General features: G+C 54.6%; 17 protein-coding genes. 16 read left to right on the top strand and 1 reads right to left on the bottom strand.

The window, feature by feature from the left end; all coding sequences use genetic code 11:
• Window positions 1–44: 44 nt before the first annotated feature.
• The 16 genes from DACE_RS13000 (at window position 45) to DACE_RS17505 (ending at window position 20,704) form a co-directional block, all read left to right on the top strand.
• Window positions 45–2,018: a penicillin-binding protein gene (locus tag DACE_RS13000; protein WP_155809127.1), complete on the top strand. Its 1,974-nt coding sequence runs from the start codon at window positions 45–47 to the stop codon at window positions 2,016–2,018.
• Window positions 2,015–3,541: a UDP-N-acetylmuramoyl-L-alanyl-D-glutamate--2,6-diaminopimelate ligase gene (locus tag DACE_RS12995; RefSeq protein ID WP_006001978.1), complete on the top strand. Its 1,527-nt coding sequence runs from the start codon at window positions 2,015–2,017 to the stop codon at window positions 3,539–3,541. The genes DACE_RS13000 and DACE_RS12995 overlap by 4 nt, the downstream gene beginning before the upstream one ends.
• A complete protein-coding gene (locus tag DACE_RS12990) occupies window positions 3,525–4,895 on the top strand; it encodes a UDP-N-acetylmuramoyl-tripeptide--D-alanyl-D-alanine ligase (protein ID WP_006001977.1) in 1,371 nt (456 codons plus the stop codon). Before DACE_RS12995 ends, DACE_RS12990 begins: the two co-directional genes overlap by 17 nt.
• 32 nt (window positions 4,896–4,927) lie before the next feature.
• A complete protein-coding gene (gene mraY / locus DACE_RS12985) occupies window positions 4,928–6,004 on the top strand; it encodes a phospho-N-acetylmuramoyl-pentapeptide-transferase (RefSeq protein ID WP_006001976.1) in 1,077 nt (358 codons plus the stop codon).
• Between the two features lies 1 nt (window position 6,005).
• Window positions 6,006–7,352, top strand: a complete 1,347-nt coding sequence (gene murD, locus DACE_RS12980) for a UDP-N-acetylmuramoyl-L-alanine--D-glutamate ligase (RefSeq protein WP_006001975.1) — start codon at window positions 6,006–6,008, stop codon at window positions 7,350–7,352.
• 2 nt (window positions 7,353–7,354) lie between these two features.
• Window positions 7,355–8,458 carry a putative lipid II flippase FtsW gene (ftsW, locus tag DACE_RS12975; protein ID WP_006001974.1) on the top strand — a complete coding sequence of 368 codons (1,104 nt, stop codon included), beginning with the start codon at window positions 7,355–7,357 and terminating at the stop codon, window positions 8,456–8,458.
• Window positions 8,455–9,537 carry an undecaprenyldiphospho-muramoylpentapeptide beta-N-acetylglucosaminyltransferase gene (gene murG / locus DACE_RS12970; protein WP_006001973.1) on the top strand — a complete coding sequence of 361 codons (1,083 nt, stop codon included), beginning with the start codon at window positions 8,455–8,457 and terminating at the stop codon, window positions 9,535–9,537. The genes ftsW and murG overlap by 4 nt, the downstream gene beginning before the upstream one ends.
• Window positions 9,537–10,907, top strand: coding sequence for a UDP-N-acetylmuramate--L-alanine ligase (murC, locus tag DACE_RS12965; protein WP_006001972.1), 1,371 nt, complete (start codon window positions 9,537–9,539; stop codon window positions 10,905–10,907). Before murG ends, murC begins: the two co-directional genes overlap by 1 nt.
• Window positions 10,904–11,833: a UDP-N-acetylmuramate dehydrogenase gene (gene murB / locus DACE_RS12960; protein ID WP_006001971.1), complete on the top strand. Its 930-nt coding sequence runs from the start codon at window positions 10,904–10,906 to the stop codon at window positions 11,831–11,833. Before murC ends, murB begins: the two co-directional genes overlap by 4 nt.
• Window positions 11,823–12,740 (top strand): D-alanine--D-alanine ligase, encoded by a 918-nt coding sequence (locus DACE_RS12955; protein ID WP_006001970.1) that lies wholly within the window; start codon window positions 11,823–11,825, stop codon window positions 12,738–12,740. The genes murB and DACE_RS12955 overlap by 11 nt, the downstream gene beginning before the upstream one ends.
• 39 nt (window positions 12,741–12,779) lie before the next feature.
• Window positions 12,780–13,610 (top strand): cell division protein FtsQ/DivIB, encoded by an 831-nt coding sequence (locus DACE_RS12950; RefSeq protein ID WP_006001969.1) that lies wholly within the window; start codon window positions 12,780–12,782, stop codon window positions 13,608–13,610.
• A gap of 67 nt (window positions 13,611–13,677) precedes the next feature.
• Window positions 13,678–14,907 (top strand): cell division protein FtsA, encoded by a 1,230-nt coding sequence (gene ftsA / locus DACE_RS12945; RefSeq protein WP_006001968.1) that lies wholly within the window; start codon window positions 13,678–13,680, stop codon window positions 14,905–14,907.
• A 91-nt stretch (window positions 14,908–14,998) separates the two neighbouring features.
• A complete protein-coding gene (gene ftsZ, locus DACE_RS12940) occupies window positions 14,999–16,147 on the top strand; it encodes a cell division protein FtsZ (RefSeq protein WP_006001966.1) in 1,149 nt (382 codons plus the stop codon).
• Window positions 16,148–16,304: 157 nt separating this feature from the next.
• Window positions 16,305–18,050 (top strand): radical SAM protein, encoded by a 1,746-nt coding sequence (locus DACE_RS12935; protein WP_006001965.1) that lies wholly within the window; start codon window positions 16,305–16,307, stop codon window positions 18,048–18,050.
• On the top strand, window positions 18,047–18,628 hold the full coding sequence (locus tag DACE_RS12930) for a flavin reductase family protein (protein WP_006001963.1): 582 nt from the start codon (window positions 18,047–18,049) through the stop codon (window positions 18,626–18,628). The genes DACE_RS12935 and DACE_RS12930 overlap by 4 nt, the downstream gene beginning before the upstream one ends.
• Before the next feature lie 162 nt (window positions 18,629–18,790).
• Window positions 18,791–20,704, top strand: coding sequence for a GGDEF domain-containing protein (locus tag DACE_RS17505; protein ID WP_006001961.1), 1,914 nt, complete (start codon window positions 18,791–18,793; stop codon window positions 20,702–20,704).
• 1,894 nt (window positions 20,705–22,598) lie between these two features.
• Here the strand turns inward: DACE_RS17505 and selD are convergent.
• Window positions 22,599–23,639: a selenide, water dikinase SelD gene (selD, locus tag DACE_RS12920; protein WP_081450023.1), complete on the bottom strand. Its 1,041-nt coding sequence runs from the start codon at window positions 23,637–23,639 to the stop codon at window positions 22,599–22,601.
• Between the last annotated feature and the right edge of the window lie 28 nt (window positions 23,640–23,667).

The raw sequence follows: 23,667 nt of genomic DNA, 5'->3' as shown, positions 1-23,667 counted from the left end.
GCCGGATTCTTTTGGTGGGCGGCTGTTTTGTCGCAGTTTTTTTTATGCTCCTGGGGCGTGCCTTCTATCTGCAGGTATGGACTGCAGAACAGTGGCAGAAGCGCGCCTCCAGTCAGCACACGAAAACCATCTCTCTTACACCCCAGCGTGGTGCGATCTATGACCGCAACGGGGAGCCTCTGGCGATTAGCCTCGAAGCTGATTCCGTCTATGTTAATCCGACCGAAACCACCAAGCTGTTTAAAGAGCAGCGGCAACGGTTGGCGGAAAATCCCGATTCTGATGAAACACCCTATTCGTATGATGTGATTGCCAAAAAACTTGCAGAGATCCTTGCTTTGAAACCTGCGGTCATTCGAGGCAAGCTGGAACGGGATAAAAAATTTATCTGGATCAAACGGCGGATCTCTGCCAGAGAAAGCCAGCTGCTTGATGAAGTGTCGTTGCCGGGCATTCACACCATCAAAGAACATGTGCGCTCCTATCCTCAGGGGCGGGTGGCCGGTCAAGTCCTGGGTTTTTCCGGGACGGACAACGAAGGGTTGGAGGGGATCGAGCGGCGCTACAATGGTCTGGTTGCCGGCGATGGCAGCTACCTGACGGTTCAGGCCGATGGTGGGCGTCGCGGAATTGGAAGTGGCCAGCAGGTGTTCAAAGGGCGTCAGGGTAAAGATCTGTATCTGACTATTGATACCCAGTTGCAGTTTATTGTTGAAAAAGAACTCCAGGCCGCAGTTAAAGAAGCCAATGCCCGAGCGGGCAGCGCGATCATGATGGATCCGCACAGCGGTGAGATTCTCGCCATGTCGAGTGTGCCCGATTACGATCCCAATCATTTCCGTCACTCGCGGCCGGCGGCACGGCGCAACCGAGTGGTATGCGATACCTTTGAGCCGGGGTCGACGTTTAAACTGTTTTTGCTGGCATCGGCCCTTGATACCGGGACAATTTCAACAAAAGACGTGATTGACTGTGGTCCTGGCGCTTACAGGGTCGGCGGCAAAGTTATTCATGACCACCGTGCCATGGGCCATCTGACGGTGAGTGACGTGCTCAAGTACAGCTCGAATATCGGCTGTGCCAAAATTGCTCAAAGGCTGGGTAAAGAGACGTTTTACGATTATCTGCGCTCGTTTGGTTTTGGTGAGCGTACCGGCATTGATTTTGACGGTGAAGGCAGTGGGATTCTGCGTTCACCGCAACGCTGGTTTGAGATTGACCTGGCAGCCATCTCCTTTGGTCAAGGCGTCACGGCAACGGCTTTGCAGCTGGTGACAGCTGCGAGTGCCATTGTCAATGGCGGTGAATTGATGCATCCCTATCTGGTGCGCCGGATTCGTGATGCCCGCAATGATATTAGCGAAGAGCAGAAACCGACAGTGGTACGCCGGGTGATTGGACGTGATGTTGCGCTGGCCATGCGCAACATGATGATTACGGTCACCGATAGCGACGGCACCGGTTCCCGTGCCCAGGTGCCGGGTTTTGAAGTAGGTGGAAAAACCGGTACAGCCCAAAAGGTGGATCCGGTGACCGGAACCTACTCCGTGGATAAACGGGTTTCGTCGTTTATCGGTTTTGCTCCGGCCCGCAATCCGCAAATTGTGGTATTGGTGGCATTGGATGAGCCTGAAGGCAAAGCCTATGGGGGGTTGCTGGCGGCACCGGTGTTTTCCCGCATTGTCGAACAATCGATGCAGTATCTGCATGTCCCGGCTACGCGGAGCGTGGTTGCCAAAGAGGACGCACCGCAGGTTGAAGCACCAATCGAGATTCCCCATGTCCCGGTGCTGGTATCCGAACAGGTGGGCCGGGTGGTTGGGGCCAGGGTAATGCCGGATTGCCGCGGTCTTACGGCCCGCCAGATTCTCGAATTGATGGAAAACAGCGGATTGAATATCAAGATTATCGGCGAGGGGCGCGTCGTCAAACAATCGCCCCGTCCCGGATCGGCCATTTCAGCGAAAGTGGCCATCTGGGTTCGTTTGCAATCTCCAGAGCAGGAGGGGAACCAATGAAGTTATCGCAGATTGTTGCCGATGTCACTTCTCAGGGGGAGCTGGCTGCGGACGTTGAAATTTCCCATCTGGCTTACGATTCGCGTTGCGTGAGACCCGGCACCCTGTTTTTTGCCTTGCGTGGTGTGCTGGTGGATGGGCACGATTATGCCAAAAGTGCCGTTGAACGTGGTGCGGTGGCCGTTGTTGTCGAACAACCTGTTGACCTGCCCGATGAGATTGTTCAGGTGGTGGTTGACGACAGTCGTTACGCCATGGCCCGCTGTGCTGCGTGTTTTTACGATTACCCCGCACAGGGGATGCTGATCGTCGGTGTTACCGGTACCAATGGCAAGACCACCATGACCTATCTGCTCGAATCGGTTCTCAAGCAGGCCGGTTATACCCCGGCTGTTGTCGGGACAATCAGTAATCGCATGGGTGACGATGCCGTTGAAGCAGAGCACACCACGCCCGAATCACTTGACCTGCAACGAATCCTTGCCGAGTTTAAATCCCAGGGCGCCGATGCTCTGGTGATTGAAGTGTCCTCGCACGCCCTGATGCAGAGTCGGGTGGTTGGACTGACCTTCGATGTGGCGGTGTTTACCAATCTCACCCCGGAGCATCTCGATTACCACAAAAACATGGAAAGTTATTTTGCCGCGAAAACCCGCCTGTTCAAAGAGCCGCAGATCTATGGTGATTTTACTGCAGTGGTGAATACCGATGATCCGTATGGGGCCAAGCTGGTGCGAGAACTGAATGAACCACTCAGTGTCGGCATGCATCGCGGTGCCGATGTGCGGGTGTGTGATGTTGAGCAGACCATGCAGGGAACAGTGGCAACACTGGAGACCCCGCAGGGGGAGATCACCGTGCGCTCACCCCTGGTCGGGCCGTTTAATCTGGAAAACCTGTTGTGTGCCGTTGGTGCCGGACTGGTGTTGGACCTGCCCATTACTACCATTGAACAGGGCTTGGCAGCGGCGAATCGGGTGCCGGGACGGCTGGAGCCGGTGGACAATACCCTTGGGGCCTTGATTGTTGTCGACTATGCTCACACCGGCGATGCCCTGGCCAAAGCCCTTGAGGCGATGGCGGCGCTAAAACCGCAACGCATTATCACCGTGTTCGGCTGTGGTGGTGATCGCGACACTCTGAAGCGCCCTGCCATGGGCGAAGTGGCCGGACGGTACTCAGATTTGAGTATTGTTACATCGGACAATCCCCGTACCGAAAATCCGGCCAAGATTATTGATGATATCAAGGTTGGTATTGAGCGGATCTGCCCTAATCTTGCGGTTGATGGCGACCCGGATAGTGTCGGGAAGTGTTATGTGGTGATCGAAGATCGCCATGAGGCCATTGTGTATGCCGTTAATCAGTTACGGGCCGGCGATCTGTTGTTAATTGCCGGAAAGGGCCATGAAGATTATCAGGTGATCGGTACACAAAAGATCCATTTTGATGACCGTGAGCAAGTGCGTCTGGCACTTGAGCAGCGTGCTCGACGGGAGGATGGCCATGAATCTGACCAGTGATCAGGTGGCAACCATTGTCGGTGGCCGCCGTCTTGCCGCGGCTACGGATCCTGAAATCAACGGTCTGTCCACCGATAGCCGCACCCTGCAGTCCGGCGATCTGTTTGTGCCTCTCAAGGGCCCCAATTACGACGGTCACGATTATCTGCGTCAAGCGGTCGAACACGGTGCTGCTGCCTGTCTGAGTGAAGAAGTGGTTGGCGGTCTTCCGGTCCCGGTGATTCAGGTGGAGGATACCCTGCAGGCGCTCGGCGAACTGGCCCGCACCATCCGCAGCGGGTTTGATGGGCCGGTGTTGGCGGTCACCGGGACAACCGGGAAAACCTCAACTAAGGAGATGCTCGCATCGATTCTGGCTCAGGGCAGCGACGGGTTAAAGACCGAGGGGAATTTCAATAACCTTATCGGTCTGCCGCTGACTCTGGCCCGCCTCAGTGATGAACATCGTTGGATGGTGCTGGAGTTGGGCATGAGTCAACATGGCGAGATTGAACGGTTGACGGAAATTGCCCAGCCGGATGTGGCTTTGATTACCAATGTCGGTGCCGGACATCTCGCCGGAGTTGGTAATATCGAGGGCGTTGCGCGCGCCAAAGGGGAGCTGTTTTCCGGTTTGAAAGCCGGAGCAACTGCCGTCGTCAATCGTGATGATGCTTTGATTGCCGCGTTGCCGATTCCGGATGGTGTCCGGGTGATCGATTTCTCTCTTACATACCAGACTCAGGTACGGGCAACCTCAATTGACAGCGGCCAGCAGGCCAGTTTTACCCTGCATGTCGGAGAAAGTCAGGTGCGGGTGGAATTACCTTTACCCGGCCGTCATCAAGTCTATAATGCACTGGCCGCAGCGGCGGCAGCTCATGCTGTGGGTTGTTCGCTGGAGCAGATTGCCACCGGACTGGGCTGTGTCAAAATGGCTGCCGGGCGACTCGAAGTGCGCACCTTACCTCATGGCGCAACGGTGTTAGATGATAGCTACAATGCCAACCCGCAGTCCATGCAGGCTGCACTGAGCGTGTTGAGCGATTGGCCGTGTCAGGGGACGAAGATCGCTGTGCTTGGCGATATGCTCGAATTGGGCGACGTCTCGCAGGCCTGTCACGAAGAACTCGGCCGTTTGGCGGCTCAGCGTGCCGAGCAAGTCTTGTGTTATGGCGATTGGGCGGCCGCTGTACTTAAAGGGGTGGTTGAGCAGGGTGGCCAGGGTGCTATTTGCACCAGCCATGATGAAATTCTCGACTGGCTGGAGCGGCAGGTTCGTGAAGACGATTGTATTTTAGTGAAGGGATCGCGGGGAATGCGCATGGAAAAAGTTGTTCATGCGCTGCTGGCTCAGGACGACTTGAACCAATAAGACTGTCGGGCGGGAGCCTGTCGGGAGGAATCATGCTGTACCATCTGCTTTATCCGTTACATACTGAGTTTTCCGCGCTCTATGTGTTTCGCTTTATCACCTTTCGCACCATCTATGCGACCATTACCGCCCTGGTATTGTCGTTTCTGCTTGGTCCGTGGGTCATTGAACGGTTGAGCTCGTTGCAGATTGGTCAGACCATTCGCAAAGTTGGTCCTGAATCCCACTTTAAAAAAGAGGGCACGCCCACCATGGGCGGCACGTTGATCCTTATTGCCATTGTGTTGCCGACGCTGCTATGGGCGGATCTGCGCAACGGCTATGTGTGGGTGGCGCTGCTGGTGACGGTGGGCTATGGAGCCATCGGTTTTGTCGACGATTATAAAAAGGTCAAATTGAAGAGCAGTGACGGTCTCTCCGCGCGCCACAAGATGCTCGGCCAGTTGCTGATTGCCGGGATAGCCGGGTATCTGCTGTTTACGGTGACACCGTTTGAACCGGTGTTAACGGTCCCGTTTTTCAAAGGATTTCAGCCAAATATCGGTTTGTTTTATATTCCGTTGATTCTGCTGGTGGTGGTGGGTAGCGGTAATGCCGTCAACCTGACCGATGGTCTTGACGGTCTGGCTATCGGGCCGATGATCAGCGCGTCGAGTGCGTATCTGCTGTTTGCCTATCTGGCTGGTAATGCCAAGTTGTCCTCCTATCTGCAGATCGGTGGTGTTCCCGGAGCCGGGGAATTGTCCATCATGTGCGGAGCTATGGTGGGCGCCGGGTTGGGTTTTCTGTGGTTTAACACCTATCCGGCTCAAGTGTTTATGGGCGATGTCGGCAGTTTGTCACTCGGCGGAGCGCTGGGCATTATTGCCATCATTGTTAAGCAGGAGCTGGTGCTGGTGATTGTCGGCGGCATCTTTGTTGTGGAAGCGTTGTCGGTGATTGTTCAAGTGATGTCGTTTCGTTTTCTGGGCCGACGGGTGTTTCGTATGGCGCCGATCCATCACCATTTCGAACTTAAAGGTTGGCCGGAACCGAAGATTATCGTCCGATTCTGGATTATCAGTATCGTACTGGCTCTGGTGGCCCTGTCGACTTTGAAACTGAGATAGCATGACGAACATTGCCGGGAAACGAATTGTTGTAGTGGGGGCCGGTCTCAGTGGACTGGCGGTATGTCGCCATGCGATCTCTGCCGGTGCCGACGTGACACTGAGTGACCGGCGCAGTGCGGAGCAGATTCCAGGTCTTGAGATTCTGGATAGCCGGGTGCAGCGCGATCTCGGTGGCCACGATGACGCTGTGTTTCAGCAGGCGGATCTGATCGTTGTCAGCCCCGGTGTGCCGTTGACGGTGCCGGTGCTGGCCAAAGCCATTGATCGCGGAATACCGGTGTGGGGGGAAGTGGAATACGCCTCTCGCCACCTGACGGCGCCGGTGATTGCGATTACCGGAACCAACGGCAAGTCGACCACCACCGAGCTGGTGGGTCAGATGCTGCGTGGCTGCGGAAAACGGGTGTTTGTCGGTGGCAACATTGGTGTGCCGCTGATTGAGGCGGCAGGGCAGGATGTCGATTACGTGGTCGTGGAACTGTCATCGTTTCAGTTGGAAACCATCGACCAGCTTCATCCACGCTATGCGCTGATGCTCAATGTGTCGGTAGATCACCTCGACCGCTATCCGGATATGGCGGCCTATGTGGCGGCCAAAAAGGCGATCTTTGCCAACCAGACCGCTGATGATATCGCGGTGCTCAATGGCGAAGATGAACTGGTTATGGCTATGGTACCGGGCATCGACAGTCGTCCGGTGAGATTTTCCTCCCAACGGTTGTTGGAGCAGGGGATCAGCTTTACTCAGGGAACGATCCATTGGTGCAACAAGGGCGAACAGTGCTGTTTCAATACCGACGAACTCATGTTGTCCGGATTGCACAATATTGAAAATGTCATGGCCGCGCTGGTGCCGGTATTGTTGGAAGGTTGTGATCCTGAGCAGGCCTGGCAGGCGGCTTGTCGCTTTACCGGCCTGCCCCATCGTATGGTGCTGGTGCGTACTCTTAATGGTGTGCGCTGGTACAACGATTCCAAAGGGACCAACCTCGGCAGTGTTGAGAAGAGTGTCGGCGGACTTTCCGCTCCAGTGACCCTGATTGCCGGTGGCAAAGATAAGGGTGGTGATTACCGGGACATTCGCTCGGCGTTACAGGGGCGGGTGACAGCGTTGGTGTTGATCGGACAGGCTGCAGACTTGATGGAACAGGCGTGGGGCGATCTTTGCCCGATTTATCGGGCGGAGTCCATGGAGCAGGCCGTTGACGTGGCGCATAAGGTGACGCCGTCGCCGGGCCAGGTAGTGTTGTCGCCCGGCTGCTCAAGTTTTGACATGTTCAAAAGTTTCGAAGAACGTGGTGAGCGATTCAGTGAGGCGGTTCGGGCCCTGCATGGGAAAGAGTAACCATGGTCAAACGCGAGTATGACAACACGATTCTGATTCTCACTGTGGCTCTGGCCTGCTTCGGAGTGATGATGGTCTATTCCGCCTCGTCGATGATGGCGCTCAAGGTCCACGGTGACGGGTTCTATTTTTTGAAACGACAGGGCGTGTTTGCCCTGTTGGGCTTTGCCGCCCTGGCCATCACCATGCGCATTGATTATCACTGGTGGCGCAAGCTGGCCGTGCCGTTGTTGTTGCTGTGCACGCTGCTGCTGGCGGCGGTGTTTATTCCCGGTGTCGGCGCGAAAGCCGGCGGTGCTTACCGCTGGATTCGCATGCCAGGGTTCACGTTTCAGCCGTCTGAAGCGGCCAAACTGGCGCTGATTTTTTACCTGGCCCACTCGGCGACTAAAAAGGAAGACCGGCTCAAGGATTTTCGTTACGGCTTTGTGCCCTACATGGTGGTGCTGTTGATGTTGATCGGCCTGATGCTGGCCCAGCGAGATCTGGGCGGCTCAGCCACGATGGCGGCGGTGACCGGCAGTATGCTGCTGGTCGCGGGAACACGCTGGCGCTATCTGGTCTCCAGCGTGATCGTCGCCATGCCGACCCTGGTGTATTTCATCATGCAGGAGGAGTATCGGCGCAAACGGATCATGGCGTTCTGGGATCCCTGGCAGGACCCATTTGACACGGGGTTTCAAGTGATTCAGAGCCAGATGGGGTTTGGTCTGGGCGGTTTGATGGGCCAGGGCCTCGGCGAGGGCAAGCAGAAGCTGTTTTACCTGCCCGAAGCGCACACCGATTTTATCTTCTCCATCATTGGTGAGGAGATGGGCTATGTCACCGTGGCACTGATCATTACCATGTACTTGGTTGTGGTTTTGCTTGGTTTGCGGGTGGCGTATCAGGCACCAGATGGATTCGGACGACTGACGGCGTTCGGCATCAGTATTTTGTTTGGGTTGCAGGCGTTTGCCAATATGGGAGTGGCCATGTCTATGCTGCCCAATAAAGGGTTGGCCTTGCCGCTGATCTCTTATGGCGGCACCAGTCTGTTGTGCACGCTGTTTTCGATTGGGGTGCTGTTGAATATTTCCAGCCAAACGGTAAGGAGCCCATCATGAATATTCTGATTGCCGGGGGGGGGACCGGAGGGCATGTGTTTCCGGCTCTGGCTATTGCCCGGCGGGCCATGGAGCTGGATACGGCCAACGAAATTCTGTTTGTCGGCACCCGGCAGGGGATTGAAGCCCGGGTGGTGGAGCCGGCGGGGTTTGACATCGACTATGTTGATTTTAGTGGCTTTGCCGGTAAAAGCGTTTGGCAGAAAGCCTGCGTCATGGCCAAGCTGGTGTCGAGTACCCGGGAAGCCTTGGAGATTTTAGGCGACTTCAATGCCGATGTGGTGATCGGTGTTGGCGGCTATGCCTCGTTGCCGATGCTGGTGGCTGCCGGGCTGAAACGGATTCCGGTGGTATTGCATGAGCAGAACGCCTGGCCGGGACTGGCCAATCGGCTGGCCGCACGCTGGGCCAAACGCGTGTGCATATCGATGGCCGATGTGGCCCAGCACTTCCACGGTCGTCCGGTGGTCTTGACCGGTAATCCGGTGCGTCAGGAGTTATTCAGTTGTCGCGCCTGGCGTGGCGACCATCCCAGCCTGTTGATCTTTGGCGGCAGCCAAGGCGCTCGGGCGATTAATCAGGCGATAGTGGAGGCCCTGCCGCTGCTTAAGCGGGCGCTGCCCGAGCTGACCATTGTACATCAGACCGGCGAAGCGGCTCTGGCCGATATGGTCGCCGCGTATAATGACCGCAATTTCGACCGGGTGACCTTGCTGCCGTTTATCGATGATATGGCTGCAGCGTATCGCGACAATCAACTGGTACTGTGTCGTTCTGGGGCTACCACTGTGGCGGAATTGGCGGCCTGCGGGCGCCCGGCGGTGCTGGTGCCTTTCCCTCAAGCGGCAGCGGACCATCAGACGTGCAATGCCCGGGTGCTTGCTAAACATGATGCGGCGGTTTTACTCCCCCAAGACCAATTGACGCCACAGCGTTTGGCGGATGAATTGATTAGCCTGTTTCAAGACCCGCAGCGTCTGGCCGACATGGGCCGTCAGGCGAAAATGCTTGCTGCCAAAGGTGCTGCCGATCTGATCCTTAACGAGTGTCGTCACGTGGCACGGAAACGGACGAAATAATGTACGGAAAAATTAAACGAATTCATTTTGTCGGTATCGGCGGTATCGGCATGAGCGGGATTGCCGAGGTATTGCTTAACCTGGGCTATGAGGTCTCTGGCTCGGATCTGCGCGCCAGCGAGCTGACCCGACGCTTGGAATCTCTCGGTGGTCGGGTGAATTACGGCCATGCGGCTGAAAATGTTCAGGAAGCCCAAGTGGTGGTCACCAGTACCGCCGTGTCCTCGGATAATCCGGAAGTGGTGGAAGCCCATCGTCTGCTGGTGCCGGTGATTCCGCGCGCCGAGATGCTGGCCGAACTGATGCGCCTCAAATACGGCATTGCCGTTGCAGGCACTCATGGCAAAACCACCACAACCAGCATGGTGGCAACCCTGTTGTCTCATGGCGGCATTGACCCAACTGCCGTCGTTGGTGGCCGTCTTAACGCTCTGGGCTCCAATGCCAAGCTTGGCCAGGGAGAGTTCATGGTGGTCGAGGCCGATGAGTCCGACGGCTCATTTCTTAAACTGACACCGACCATTGCCGTGGTGACCAATATTGATGAAGATCACCTCGACTACTATTCCGGCATGGATGAGATCCGCGGTGTGTTTCTCGACTTTATCAACAAAATCCCGTTTTACGGGCTGGCAGTATTGTGCCTCGATGATGCCAATATTCAGACGCTGTTGCCTCAGGTTCAGAAGCGTTATGTCACCTACGGATTGACACCGCAGGCCGATTTCAGTGCCACGGAGATTGAACACCGTGCCGGTGGCACCGAATTTACCGTCCATTTCCGCCAGGAAAAACTGGGGCGCATCCGCCTGGAGATGCCCGGTCGTCACAATGTGCTTAATGCACTGGCGTCCCTGGCGGTTGCGCGTGAGCTGGATGTGCCGATGAAAACCATCTGTGAAGGCTTCGAGTCGTTTGCCGGGGTGCAGCGACGTTTCCAGATCAAGCTTGATGACGAAGTGATGGTGGTGGATGATTACGGTCATCATCCGGCTGAAATCAAGGCAACACTCTCCGCCGCCCGCAATGGCTGGGATCGGCGTGTGGTGGTGATTTTTCAGCCGCATCGTTACAGTCGCACCCAGGCTCTGTTTGATGACTTTGTCACGGCCTTTTATCAGGCTGATGTGCTGCTGGTGATGGATGTGTATGCTGCAAGTGAAGCGCCGATCGAAGGGGTGTGCGGTGAGGATCTGGCCAAGGCGATTGCCGGTCATGGTCACCGTCAGGTCACCTATTGCAACAGTGAAGAAGCTGTTGTTAAACAGGTGCTTGATGTACTCAAACCGGACGATATCGTCATAACGCTTGGGGCCGGTTCCGTATGGAAGGTGGGCGAAACCCTGATCGAGCATCTGACTCGTGTATGAGTAACGACTGGCGCACAGTGTTACGACAGCGCATTTGCGGCGACTGCCTGTTTGATGAACCCCTGGCGCCGCTGACCACATGGAAAGTGGGTGGTGCGACCCAGTGTTTGGTTCGTCCACGGCATGAGGAGGACCTGAAGGTCCTTTCTGCAGTGATTCAAGACGCGGGTGTGCCCTGGTGGGTGCTTGGTGGTGGCAGTAATGTGTTGATCTCGGATCAGGGTCTGCCTGGAGTGGTGGTTCAACTTAGCCATTTGTCTCAGATCGAAACGCAGCCAGAGCAACGACTCAGCGTTGGAGGCGGTTGTTCTTTGGCAGAACTGGTGCGTACCACCGTTGAGCAGGGGCTCGGCGGTATTGAAGCTCTGGCTGGTATTCCCGGTAGTGTCGGTGGTGCCGTGTCCGGCAATGCCGGTGCCGCAGGCCAGCAGATTGGCCAGCGTGTTGTCGATGCCCGGGTGTGGACTCCGCTGGAGCATCACGATGTCACAACCTGGTCGGCAGAGCAGTGTGACTTTGGCTACCGCCACAGTGCGTTGATTCCAGACCATGTTGTGATCAACGTGACATTACAGCTTGACCATTGCTCTGTCGAAGCATTACGTGCCCGAAGCAGCGAGGTGCTGGCGCACCGTCGTCAGGCGCACAATGTTGGCGGTCCTAATGCCGGGTCCGTGTTTCGTAATCCACCGGGGCAACAGGCTTGGCGTTTGATCGGTGATTGCGGTATGCGCGGTGTTCAGGTTGGAAAAGCACAGGTTTCATCGCAACATGCCAATTTTATTGTAAATACTGGCGGTGCAACAGCCGAAGAGATCTATCAATTGATCCATAAGGTGCAGCACGCTGTAGCGCGACACCATGGTGTGTCACTGCAACCGGAAGTACGCCTGCTGGGGTCGTTTGGAGAAGTGGATGAAGAATAAGCAACAACGGATCGGTGTGATCATGGGCGGCACGTCAGCGGAGCGCGAGGTGTCGTTGCGAACAGGAGCGGCCATTGTCAAGGCACTGGAAGAGTGCGGTTACACCGTGGTGGCGATTGATGCCGACAAGACCTTGCCGGCTCAGTTGATTGAAAAACAGATCGACGTGGTGTTTCTCGCGGTTCATGGTCGTTTCGGTGAAGACGGCACCATTCAAGGCATGTTGGAACTGATGCAGATCCCCTACACCGGCAGCGGTGTGTTGGCATCAGCCCTAGCCATTGATAAAGCGGTAACGAAACGGATGGTTGCCCAGGACGGTGTGACCACTCCTGCTGCGACACTGGTGGATGTGAACAGTGATGTTGATGACATTGTTGCACAGTGTGGGCATTTCCCGCAGGTGGTCAAGCCGGTGCGTGAAGGTTCGACGCTCGGGATCGCCATTGCCAACAATGCGGATGAACTGAAACAGGCCATTGCTCAGGCGCGTGACTATGATCGACGGGTTCTGGTTGAAGACTATATTGATGGGCGCGAAGTGACTGTGTCGGTGATGAATGGTCGTGCACTGTCCATTATTGAAATAGTGCCGGAATCCGGTTTTTATGATTACACCGCAAAATATACCGTCGGCAAGACCCGATATCTGGTGCCAGCACCATTACCTGAGTCGCAGTATAAAGCCATTCAACAGGCCGCTGTCGCCAGTTATGCCAGCTTGGGCTGTCGTGGTGCTGCCCGAGTCGATTTTATGGTGACTGACGACAATTTTTACTTTCTTGAAGTCAATACCATCCCGGGAATGACAGAAACCAGCTTGCTACCCAAGGCAGCAGCTGATTGCGGTATGGATTTTGCAAAACTGGTAGAGGGAATTCTCGACGACGCGTCTCTGGATCGCTAACGGGCCGTAGCAGGTTGGAGAGATTGAGGATATTTCCTGATGCGGGATATGAAGCCGACCAAAGGCAAGCGTGCTAGAGAGAATGTCCGTGTTCGACCGGCGCGGGAATGGAAAAAGGTGTTTACCCGCCTGTTGCACGGGATTCTGATTCTGTGTTGCACGGTGTTGATCGTCAGCGGAGCAACCCTGTTGATGAATCTGGTCAGCAATTCGGATCATTTTCGGGTGGAAACTATTGAAGTGGTTGGCAATCGCAAACTGACCGACCAGGATGTCATTGCTCTGTCGGATATTCGACAGGGCGTGAGAACTTTTGACTTGGATCTGGAGATTATCGGTCAGAAGCTGGCCGAAAACGACTGGATTCATGATGCGGTGGTTGAACGAAAGCTGCCACGCGGCATTGTTATTCGGCTGCGTGAACGTGAAACGGTTTTTATTATTAACCTCGACTATCTGTTCTATGTTGATCGCAGCGGCGAGATTTTTAAGGTCCTGCGCGCCGGTGACCCACTGAATTATCCGTTGGTCTCGGGAATGGACCGCCAGCAACTGCTCGATGAACCGGGCAAGAGCCGTGACCAGTTGCAGCAGGTGGCGGCCTTGATTGAACAGCTAGAGCAGCGAGAGGTGTTTGATTTACAGGATGTGTCGCAAATCAAGATCGACACGAATGAAGGTTTGATCCTCTATACCAGCCTGTACGGGGTGCCGGTTAAAATGGGCTGGAAAGACTATGCCGGTAAACTGAACCGGCTTGAAAAGATCTATCCGGAACTTGAACCCCGCCTAGCGCGGTTAAGTTACATCAATCTCAATGTTCCGGATAAGGTCATCGTCAAGAAGATGACCACTCAGACAACATTATGATGAAATATCCGCAATCGTATGGAATGCAAACCGAGAGCCCGTGAACAGGGCAGCAGGGAAGGATGGAATGAGCAATCGTAAGGAAAATCTGATTGTTGGACTGGATATCGGCACAACGAAAATCTGTGCCATCATCGCCAGTATGACGGATTCGGGACTGGATATTGTCGGTATCGGGACCAGCGTTTCCCGTGGTTTGCGAAAAGGTGTTGTCATCAACATTGAAAGCACGGTTGAAGCAATCAAGAAAGCGTTGCAGGAAGCCGAGCTGATGGCAGGTTGTGAAATTAATTCGGTATTTGCCGGCATTGCCGGTGCACATATTACCGGATTCAACTCACAGGGTGTCATCGCTATCAAGAACCGTGAAGTGACCAGTGAAGATGTCCAGCGGGTCATTGATGCGGCCAAGGCGATTGCGATTCCCATGGATCGTGAAGTGATCCATGTCATTCCGCAGGAATTTATTATCGACGACCAGGACGGCATCAAGGAGCCACTCGGTATGAGTGGCGTGCGTCTTGAGTCGAAAGTACATATTGTCACCGGTGCGGTGGCCAGTGCTCAGAACATTGTCAAAAGCTGTAACAAGGCCAGTGTTAATGTTGCGGATATTGTTCTGGAGCCGTTGGCTTCCTCCGAAGCGGTGTTGTCGGCGGACGAGAAGGAACTCGGTGTGGCGATTGTCGATATCGGCGGCGGAACCACGGATCTGGCGATCTTCGTTGATGGCGCGATCAAACATACCGCAGTACTGTCGCTGGGCGGTAACCACCTGACCAACGACATTGCCGTTGGGCTGCGCACACCCATGGCGGAAGCCGAGCGGATTAAGCACGCCTATGGAAGCTGCCTGACCAGCGATATTGGCAAGGATGAAACCATTGAAGTGCCGTCGGTGGGTGGCCGTGAGCCGCGTATTTTATCCCGGCAACTTCTAGCGGAGATTCTCGAGCCGCGGGTCGAGGAGATTTTCACCCTCGTCAACCGTGAGATTGTGCGCAGTGGGTTTGAAGACCTGATTGCTTCAGGGGTCGTGATTACCGGCGGCACCAGTATTCTGCCGGGGATGCCGGAACTGGCCGAACAGATTTTCAATTTGCCGGTCCGCCGTGGGGTGCCCCAGGGCATTGGTGGTCTGATCGATGTGGTCAACTCGCCCATCTATGCTACGGGTGTTGGCTTGGTGATCTACGGCAGTAAAAACCAGGAGATCAATAATTTCTCCATTGGCCAAGAAAAAGTATTCGACAAAGTGATGCGCCGGATGAAGGAGTGGTTCGGCGAATTTTTCTAAAAGGTGACCGGAGGACCGGTCCCCGACGGGCAAGGCAACTGTTTGCGGAGAACGGCGTTGCCGCCCGTATCATTCACATGCAGGGGGAGTCATGTTTGAATTTGATGAAACACTAGACCAGACAGCTAAGATTAAGGTGATTGGTGTCGGCGGAGGCGGTAGCAATGTCGTAGATGCCATGATTAACGCCCAGATTATCGGCGTTGAGTTTATCGTTGCCAATACGGATGCCCAGGCGCTGAAGCGCAGCGTGGCACCGATGAAGATTCAGCTCGGGACTAAACTGACCAAAGGTTTGGGTGCCGGAGCCAGCCCGGATGTCGGCCGCGAAGCGGCCATGGAAGATCGCAGTCGCATCGTTGAGTTGCTGACCGGTGCCGACATGGTGTTTGTTGCCTGCGGTCTCGGCGGTGGCACCGGAACCGGTGCCGCCCCGGTGATTGCTGAAGCGGCCAAAGAGGTTGGCGCACTGACCGTTGGTGTTGTGACCAAGCCGTTTTCCCGTGAAGGCCGTCAGCGTCTGGTTAAGGCGGAAAACGGTGTCGAAGATCTGAAAAAAGTGGTTGATTCGCTGATTGTCATTCCGAATGATCGTCTCATCGGGCTGGCTGGCAAGAATATGACCATCCTCGATGCGTTTAAACCGTCCGATGACGTATTGCGTCAGGCGGTGCAGGGTATCTCCGACCTTATCACCACCAGTGGCCTGATCAACGTCGACTTTGCCGATGTGAAGTCGGTGATGAGTGAGCGCGGGATGGCCATGATGGGGATCGGTGTTGCCGAAGGGGAAAAACGTGCCAGCGAAGCGGCGCAGCAAGCCATCAGCAGTCCGCTGCTCGAAGAGATTGATATCTCTGGAGCCAAAGGTGTTCTGGTCAACATCTCCGGTTCCAGCACCATGACCATGGAGGAGTTCGACGAAGCGTCGCGCATTGTTCACGAGAAGGTCCACGAGGATGCCAACATCATCGTTGGCCTGGTCATCAATGAAGAGCTGGGTGAGCAGTTGAAAATCACCGCCATTGCCACCGGTTTCGGTGATTCGTTTGAAAAAGATAAGCGCCACCTGAAAAATATCAAGGAAGATGTCGCTAAAATGATTGGCTCCAAGGTCGATCTCGATGTGCCGACCATCATCCGCAATCAACAGCGTGACGCGGCACGCAATATGCGTCTTAAGGGCAACGAAGAGGATGAGTATGATATCCCGACGTTCCTGCGCAAGCGTGTCGATTAATTCACTGCACACCTGCTGCAGTGCCACCCGTTATCCAGTCAGCGGATCTCCGCCCGCGAAGCTGGATAAGTTGTACTGACTCTGGTCATGTATAACTCCCTCAGATCGGGGACCCTTGTGGTCCCCGTTCCTTTTTTACCAATTCAGGGCTGTGACCATGGCGCTATCCGCTGAAGACATACGCGACAGACGCTGTCAACGGCTGGCCGATGAGGTCGGTGCGGTGACCAAACCGTGGCACGACCAGACTAAGGTCGCCCTGATCTATCCCAACACCTATTACCACGCCATGAGTAACCTGGGCTTTCAGGCTGTTTATCATGGCATTCAGCAGCGTGATGACTGTTGGTGTGAGCGTTTTTTTCTGCCAGATCGCGATGAGGTGGACTTCTATCACAACAATCACCTGCTGTCGTTGGAGTCACAACTCCCCCTGCGTGACTTTGACGTGGTGATGTTCTCGCTGTCGTTTGAGAACGACTATTTGAACCTTCCGATCCTTGCACGGATGACCCGCATGCCGTTGTGGCGTCAGGAACGTGATGCTGAGGCGCCTTTATTTGTCGCCGGCGGAATTTGTGCAATGCTCAATCCTGAGCCCGTGGCTGAATTTATCGACGTGTTCGTCATTGGGGAGTCGGAAGTTCTGTTGACGCCACTGCTTGACACGCTAAATCAGGGACTGAGTCGTGATGATGTCCTGGATGCGCTGGTGCGCCAGCCGGGATTTTACTGCCCGGCCTACTATCAGCCCCACTATGATGACAACGGTCAACGGACTGGCGTTGATGTACGTGAACCGGCTCCGGAACGGGTCAGACGACAATGGCTTGCTGACCTCAATACCAGCGACTGCCGCTCATTTATTCTTACACCCCATACCGCGTTTGGCACCATGCATCTGCACGAGGTGTCGCGGGGGTGCTCACGAGGGTGTCGGTTCTGCGCCACCGGCTTTACTTATTTGCCGCCACGCGAAAAGAGTGCCGGCATCCTGTGCTCACAGATATTGCCGGATCTTGTTGCGCAGGAAACCGCTGGCTTGGTGGGCGCCGCCGTTTCCGATTACAGCCACCTTGAGCACGTCAGCCAGTCTATTCGCGACCACGGTGGTCACGTGTCCGTGGCAAGTTTGCGCATCGACAGCCTGACCCGTGACGAAGTCGCAGCACTGCGCGACGGTGGTCAAAAGACCCTGGCATTGGCTCCGGAAGCTGGCAGTCAGCGGATGCGTGATCTAATCAATAAGAATTTGACTGAAGAGCAGATTCTCGCTGCGGTAGGTCTGCTTGCCGAGGAGGGGATTCTCAATCTCAAGCTGTATTTTCTCATTGGTTTGCCCGACGAACAGGTCGAGGATCTGGATGCATTTATCGACCTGATCAAAACCATCCGTCAGCTCTGGGTTGAGAAGCAGAAACCGTTTGGCCGACTTGGTACCATTACGGTGTCTGTTAATCCGTTCATTCCCAAACCGACAACGCCCTTTCAATGGTGCGCCATGGATACGCAGGCGTCATTGAAGAAAAAAGTGACCCAACTGCGCAAGGCGATTAACCGTCTTGCCAATGTGCAGTTGCAGGTGGAGTCCCTGCGTAGTGCTGAGTTGCAGGCCCTGCTGGCCATCGGCGATCGCCAGGTCGCTCATCTGTTGCCGCTGCTGGCTGATGGCATGAACCTGAAAGCGGCGTGCCGTAACCGGTGTGTCGATCTCAACCAACTCGTTCATCAACCCCGTCGGCGCGAGGACCTCTTGCCCTGGGGGGTGATTGATAGCGGTGTGAATACTGATTATCTATGGAACGATTACCAGCGATCCTTGCTGGGTCAATTGACGGCTCCCTGTCATCGCGCCTGTACACGTTGCGGGGTGTGCCATGCTCAAAAGGAGGAAAACGTATGAAGAAATCACTAGGTCCCCAAACCCTGGCCTATCCGACGCCCGTCTATCTGGTCGGCAGTTATGACAAGGATGGCCACGCCAATATGATGAATGCTGCCTGGGGGGGGATTTGCAATTCCATCCCCCCGAGTATCGCCGTCTCCGTACGTAAAGAACGCTATAGTTACGACGGAATTCTCCATCACAAGGCATTTACCATCAACATCCCCAATGTCGAACTGACGGTCCCGGCAGACTATTTTGGTCTGGCCAGTGGTCGCAATGAAGATAAAATTGCTGCGGCCGGCTTGACCACTGAGCAGGCCACTCATGTCAATGCGCCGTTGCTGTGCGAGTGCCCGCTGGTGATCGAGTGCCGGTTGTTAAATCACTTTGAGTTGGGTGGCCATACCCAAATGATTGGTGAGATCATGGATGTTAAAGTGGAAGAGAGTTGCCTTGATGGCAACGGCAACCCTGATATTACCAAAGTGAACCCGATTCTGTTTGCTCCGGGCAATCGGGCCTACTTCAAAGTTGGTGAAGAGGTTGGTAAGGCTTTTGCAGTTGGTAAAACGTTGATGGGAAAATCGTCATAAATGGGACAGATGCCCCGTAAAATGACACAGCTAGCCTAGCTAACATGGTTATATCACTGATAAAACATCACTGGAACCCGCGTGCTCATGACGTCCTTGCGAAACACATTAGGATGGCGCGTTTAACGTGAGCACGATGGGTTGAGCCTGCGGGAGGATGACATGCTTGAAACCAAGAAGAGGGGCCTGGTCAAACGGTTTATCCGTCTGATTACCTTTGTGGATTTGCCGATTCGCCGCAAGTTCTCATTGTTTTCCGTCGGGGTGCTGTTCTGGTTTGTGTTGTTATCCTGTGTGTCGTTTTATGTGCTGGTCGATGTCAATATCAAAACCTCGCAAGTGGTGGATCGGCTGTTGCCCTATGAGCGCTTTGCTCAGGACGCCTTACGCAGTTCCAACGAGATGGGGCATTTGCTGGTAGACCTTTCTGAAGCTGGTCGTGAACAAACCGTGACGCTGAAGTCGGAACGGGTTAAAGCCAGTTTGATGGCCATAAGCCAGGGGCTCGAACCGTTGCAGTCACCCAAAATGGCTTCACCACTGCATTTGATTTGGGAAAAGATCAGTCGCACCAGCTGGATCGACGAAGAGGGCAATCAGAACTATCTGAAAACCGTCACTCAGTCGACTCAGACATTGATGCAGCTGGTCAATGAAATCACCTTTCTTAAAATGGAACAGTTACAGAGCGGGAGTGTTGACCAACCCAAGCTCGAACAATTGACCGGCCGATTTGTCGCGGCGGAAGCGGAAATGACCAATGCCACGGTCAGCTTTCTCGAATCGATCTCTCACCAGACCAATCGCTATTCCGGTGCCATTACGACGACAACCAGTTACGCATTCTGGATGATCATCACCGTGTTGACTCTGGCCAGTGGGCTACTGGCTATTTTTACGTTCTGGATTTCCGACTCCATCGTCATTCCAGTGTCTTCAATGATTGCCAAAATACATACCTTGGCGACCGGTCATGTTGATCTGACCGATAAGATTCAGGTGCGTTCCGATGATGAAATCGGTGAGATGAGTCAGGAGTTTAACGATCTGATGGACACGGTGCACGGTATGACGGTGTTCAAAAATGTTATTGAAGAGGATGCCACTCTGGAAGATGTTTACTCGCGCATGGGCGAGGCATTTAGCACCAATGTCGGAATTGAAAATTACCGTATTTACGAGGTCAACTCTGATTATAAAGGGATGCAGGCCGTGTTTCCTGTGGCGATGTCGGAAAAAGAGCTGGATTGTCATCCCGATATTCTTACGTCCTGTGATCTGTGTCGGGCAGTGAAAACCGGCCATCCCATCTCGTCGCTGGCCTATGATCGGGTATGCAAACAGTTTATGGAGGACCAGACCAAGGTGCATGTGTGTGTACCGATGATCATTGGCGGTCATGCCGGTGGCGTGGTGCAGTTTGTTTTTGAAAAAGAGGGTGAGCAGGCGTTGAGCCGTAACGAAATTGAGCAAAAGGTAGCCAAGGCTGAAGCTTATATTAAGCAATCGTTGTCGGTTCTTGAAGCCAAGCGTTTGATGAACACGCTGCGCGAATCTTCGTTGCGCGATCCAATGACCGGTTTGTTCAATCGTCGGTTCCTCCAGGATCAGGCTGGCCATCTCATTGCCGGCACTCTGCGGCGCAAAAAGAACATTGGCTTGTTGATGTGTGATATCGATTTTTTCAAGCAGGTCAACGATCAGTACGGTCATGATGCCGGTGATCAGGTGCTTAAGGAGACCTCGGCGATTATTCAGAAATCGGTTCGCGAATCGGATGTGGTTGTACGCTTTGGTGGTGAGGAGTTTCTGGTTATTCTCACCGATATTGAGGCCGGTGACGCCATGAGCGTTGCTGAGAAAATCCGCAGCAATATCGAAGATAAGGTGTTTATGGTCGGCCCGGAAAAAATCCGTAAAACCATCAGCCTTGGTGTCAGCGAATATCCCGGCGATTCCGAAGGATTCTGGCAGTCAATTAAGTATGCTGATGTTGCCCTGTATCGGGCGAAGGAAACCGGCCGCAATAGGGCGTTACGTTTTGAAGAGTCGATGTGGACGGCTGAGGAATTCTGATTGTGATGTCAAACCGTGGGCTGCAACTGTTTATTATCTTGCAGCCCGAGGTTTGACATTCATTGCAATCCGTTTAACCGATCGAACCACCTAAGGACAAAGTCAAGGTCGCCGGGATTCGTCCCGGCAGCCGACATACTTTTGATAGGCCGCTCAAAAGTATGCAAAAGCCAGCTTGAACACCTCCTGGACCTGGATTAACCTGCACTGTGTCTGTTTCCGTCATGCGTCACGGATTCGGTTCGCCGCCCTTTAGGTCGACGAATCGTGCAACTCATCTCCTGTGGCGTAAAACGGTGATAACAATCTTCAGTCGCGCTCTATCTCTGGTGTGGCACCGATCAAACGGGCGGGACGGTGCCCGCCCTGCAGTCGTGTGTTATTGAGCAGCCCAGCCCTCCCGTTCAGCAGCGCCGAACGCAATGAACGTCAGTGCGATAGTTGTCGGCAACCTGTTTGAGGACTGATGCCGACTGGGCGAGTTTTGCCGACATCGCGGTGTTAGTGAACGCAGAGAGGGAACCCGTAAGGGCGCAATGGGGTTGTTATTGATCAGAGGAACGAGAGGTGTTGCGTGAGATTTTTTGCGTCAGCAAGGCAGAGGGAGGAGCTATAGTCGTTCTATGGCGACGACCGATAACGCGGCTGACGTGAAAAAAATCCGCAACAACTCCGTGAAGGCTGATTGATGACAACCCCTTGGGAGTCGATTTTGCTCCCCTTTTGTCGACGCAAAAGTGGGCCGACGTGCGGGCGCGGAAGCCCGCGTCACGTGGGTACCACCATCGCGAACGGATGAAGTTTGCCGGTGCGATTCGTTTCGGATGACGAACCACTGAAGATCAAGGTCAAAGTCAAGGTCGCCGGGTTTCGTCCCGGCAGCCGACATCCTTTTGACTTGCCGCTCAAAAGGATGCAAAAACCAGCTTGAACACCTCCTGAACCTGGATTAACCGACAATGCGTCTGTTTCCGTTACGCGTCACAGATCCGGCTCGCCGCCCTTTAGGTCGACGAATCATGCAACGCATCATCTTTGGCGTAAAACGTTGATAACAATCTTAAGTCGCGCTCTACCACTGGTGTGGCACCGATCAAACGGGCGGGACGGTGCCCGCCCTTGCGGCAGAGTGTCATTTAGCAGCCAAGCCCTCCCGTTCAGCAGCACCGAACGCAATGAACGTCAGCGCAATGGTTGTCGGCAACCTGTTTGAGCGTTAGCGAGTTTTGCCGACATTGCGATGTAAGAGAATGGAGAGAGGGAACCCGATAGGGTGCAATGACGGGAGTCGATTTTGCGGTACTTTTGTCGACGCAAAAGTGCCCCGACGTGCGGGCGCGGAAGCCCGCGTCACGTGGGTACCACCATCGCGAACGGATGAAGTTTGCCGGTGCGATTCGTTTCGGATGACGAACCACTGAAGATCAAGGTCAAAGTCAAGGTCGCCGGGATTCGCCCCGGCAGGCGACATCCTTTTGACTTGCCGCTCAAAAGGATGCAAAAACCAGCTTGAACACCTCCTGAACCTGGATTCACCTACACCGTGTCTGTTTCCGTGATGCTTTGCAGATCCGGCTCGCCGCCCTTTAGGTCGACGAATCGTGCAACTCATCATCTTTGGCGTAAAACGTTGATAACAATCTTCGGTCGCGCTCTATCTCTGTTGTGGCACCGATCAAACGGGCGGGACGGTGCCCGCCCTGCAGTCGTGTGTTATTAAGTAGCCCAGCTCTCCCGTTTAGCAGCACCGAACGCAATGAACCTCAGCGCGATCAGTTCCGAGTGACGAACCATTGAAGCTCAAGATCAAAGTCAACGTCGCCGGGTTTTGCTCCGGTCGGCGGCATCCTTTGACTTGTCGACCTGCTCGGGAGCGTTATTTTTCAGGTGCATCTCAGATCAATTCCATCGTACCTGCAGGCCCATCCGCCACTTCGCCGATAACAAAGGCGTGGTCACCAGCGTGTTTCAGCGCCTGACATAATGCATCAAGTCGTTCCGGATGAACGGCCATCAGCAGCCCACCGGAGGTTTGTGGGTCACACAGCAGATCAATGTCTGCTTGGGCTTGATGCTCCGCCCCGGTCACCCGCGGCATGTAGTGACGGTTATTGCGAAAACTGCCTTCCGGTACCAGTCCTGTCTCGGCCATGTCGCGCGCCAGCGGGTATTCTGGCAGGCTGGACCCGGAAATCAGCAGACGGATACCGCTGGCCTCGGCCATCTCCAGGGCGTGGCCGAGCAGGCCAAAGCCGGTGACATCGGTACAGGCGGAGATACCGACCTGACGCATCGCTTCCGAGGCGTAGCGGTTGAGTCGCGCCATCCCTTGCAGCGCCTCTGTGATCTGTGCTTCATTGATCACCTCAGCTTTCAAGGCGGTGGTCAGCAAGCCGGTGCCGAGCGGCTTCGTCAGAACCAGAATGTCGCCGGGTTTGCACCCCTGTGAGGTAATCAAATTGTCGGGGTGAACCGTACCGGTGACAGCCAAACCGTATTTGGGTTCTTCATCTTCTACCGAGTGGCCACCAACCATAGTGGCTCCAGCTTCATGCACTTTGGCGGTGCCGCCTTTGAGGATTTCCGTCAGCACATCCACCGGCAGGCAATTGGGGAAACCAACCATGTTCATCGCGGTAATCGGCTGGCCGCCCATAGCAAACACATCCGACAGGGCATTGGCCGCGGCAATGGCGCCAAACATATACGGATCGTCGACGACCGGCGTAAAGAAGTCGATGGATTGCAGCAGCAGGATATCATCGGTCAGTTTGTAGATTCCGGCATCAGCGCAGGGAATATCGTGGGACAACAACCGTGGGTCATCGTTATGTGGCAATTGGCTCAGCACCTGAGCCAGGGTCTCGGGACCCAATTTTGCCGCTCAGCCAGCGCTTCGTGCCAGTTGGGTCAGGCTGGTTTTTGATTTATCCATGATCATCCTTATAGCTGCAGGGTTAATG

The sequence above is a fragment of the Desulfuromonas acetoxidans DSM 684 genome (assembly GCF_000167355.1).
GTDB lineage: Bacteria > Desulfobacterota > Desulfuromonadia > Desulfuromonadales > Desulfuromonadaceae > Desulfuromonas > Desulfuromonas acetoxidans.
Note: the sequence above shows the minus strand (reverse complement) of the source record. Positions and strands in the feature narration are given on the sequence as shown.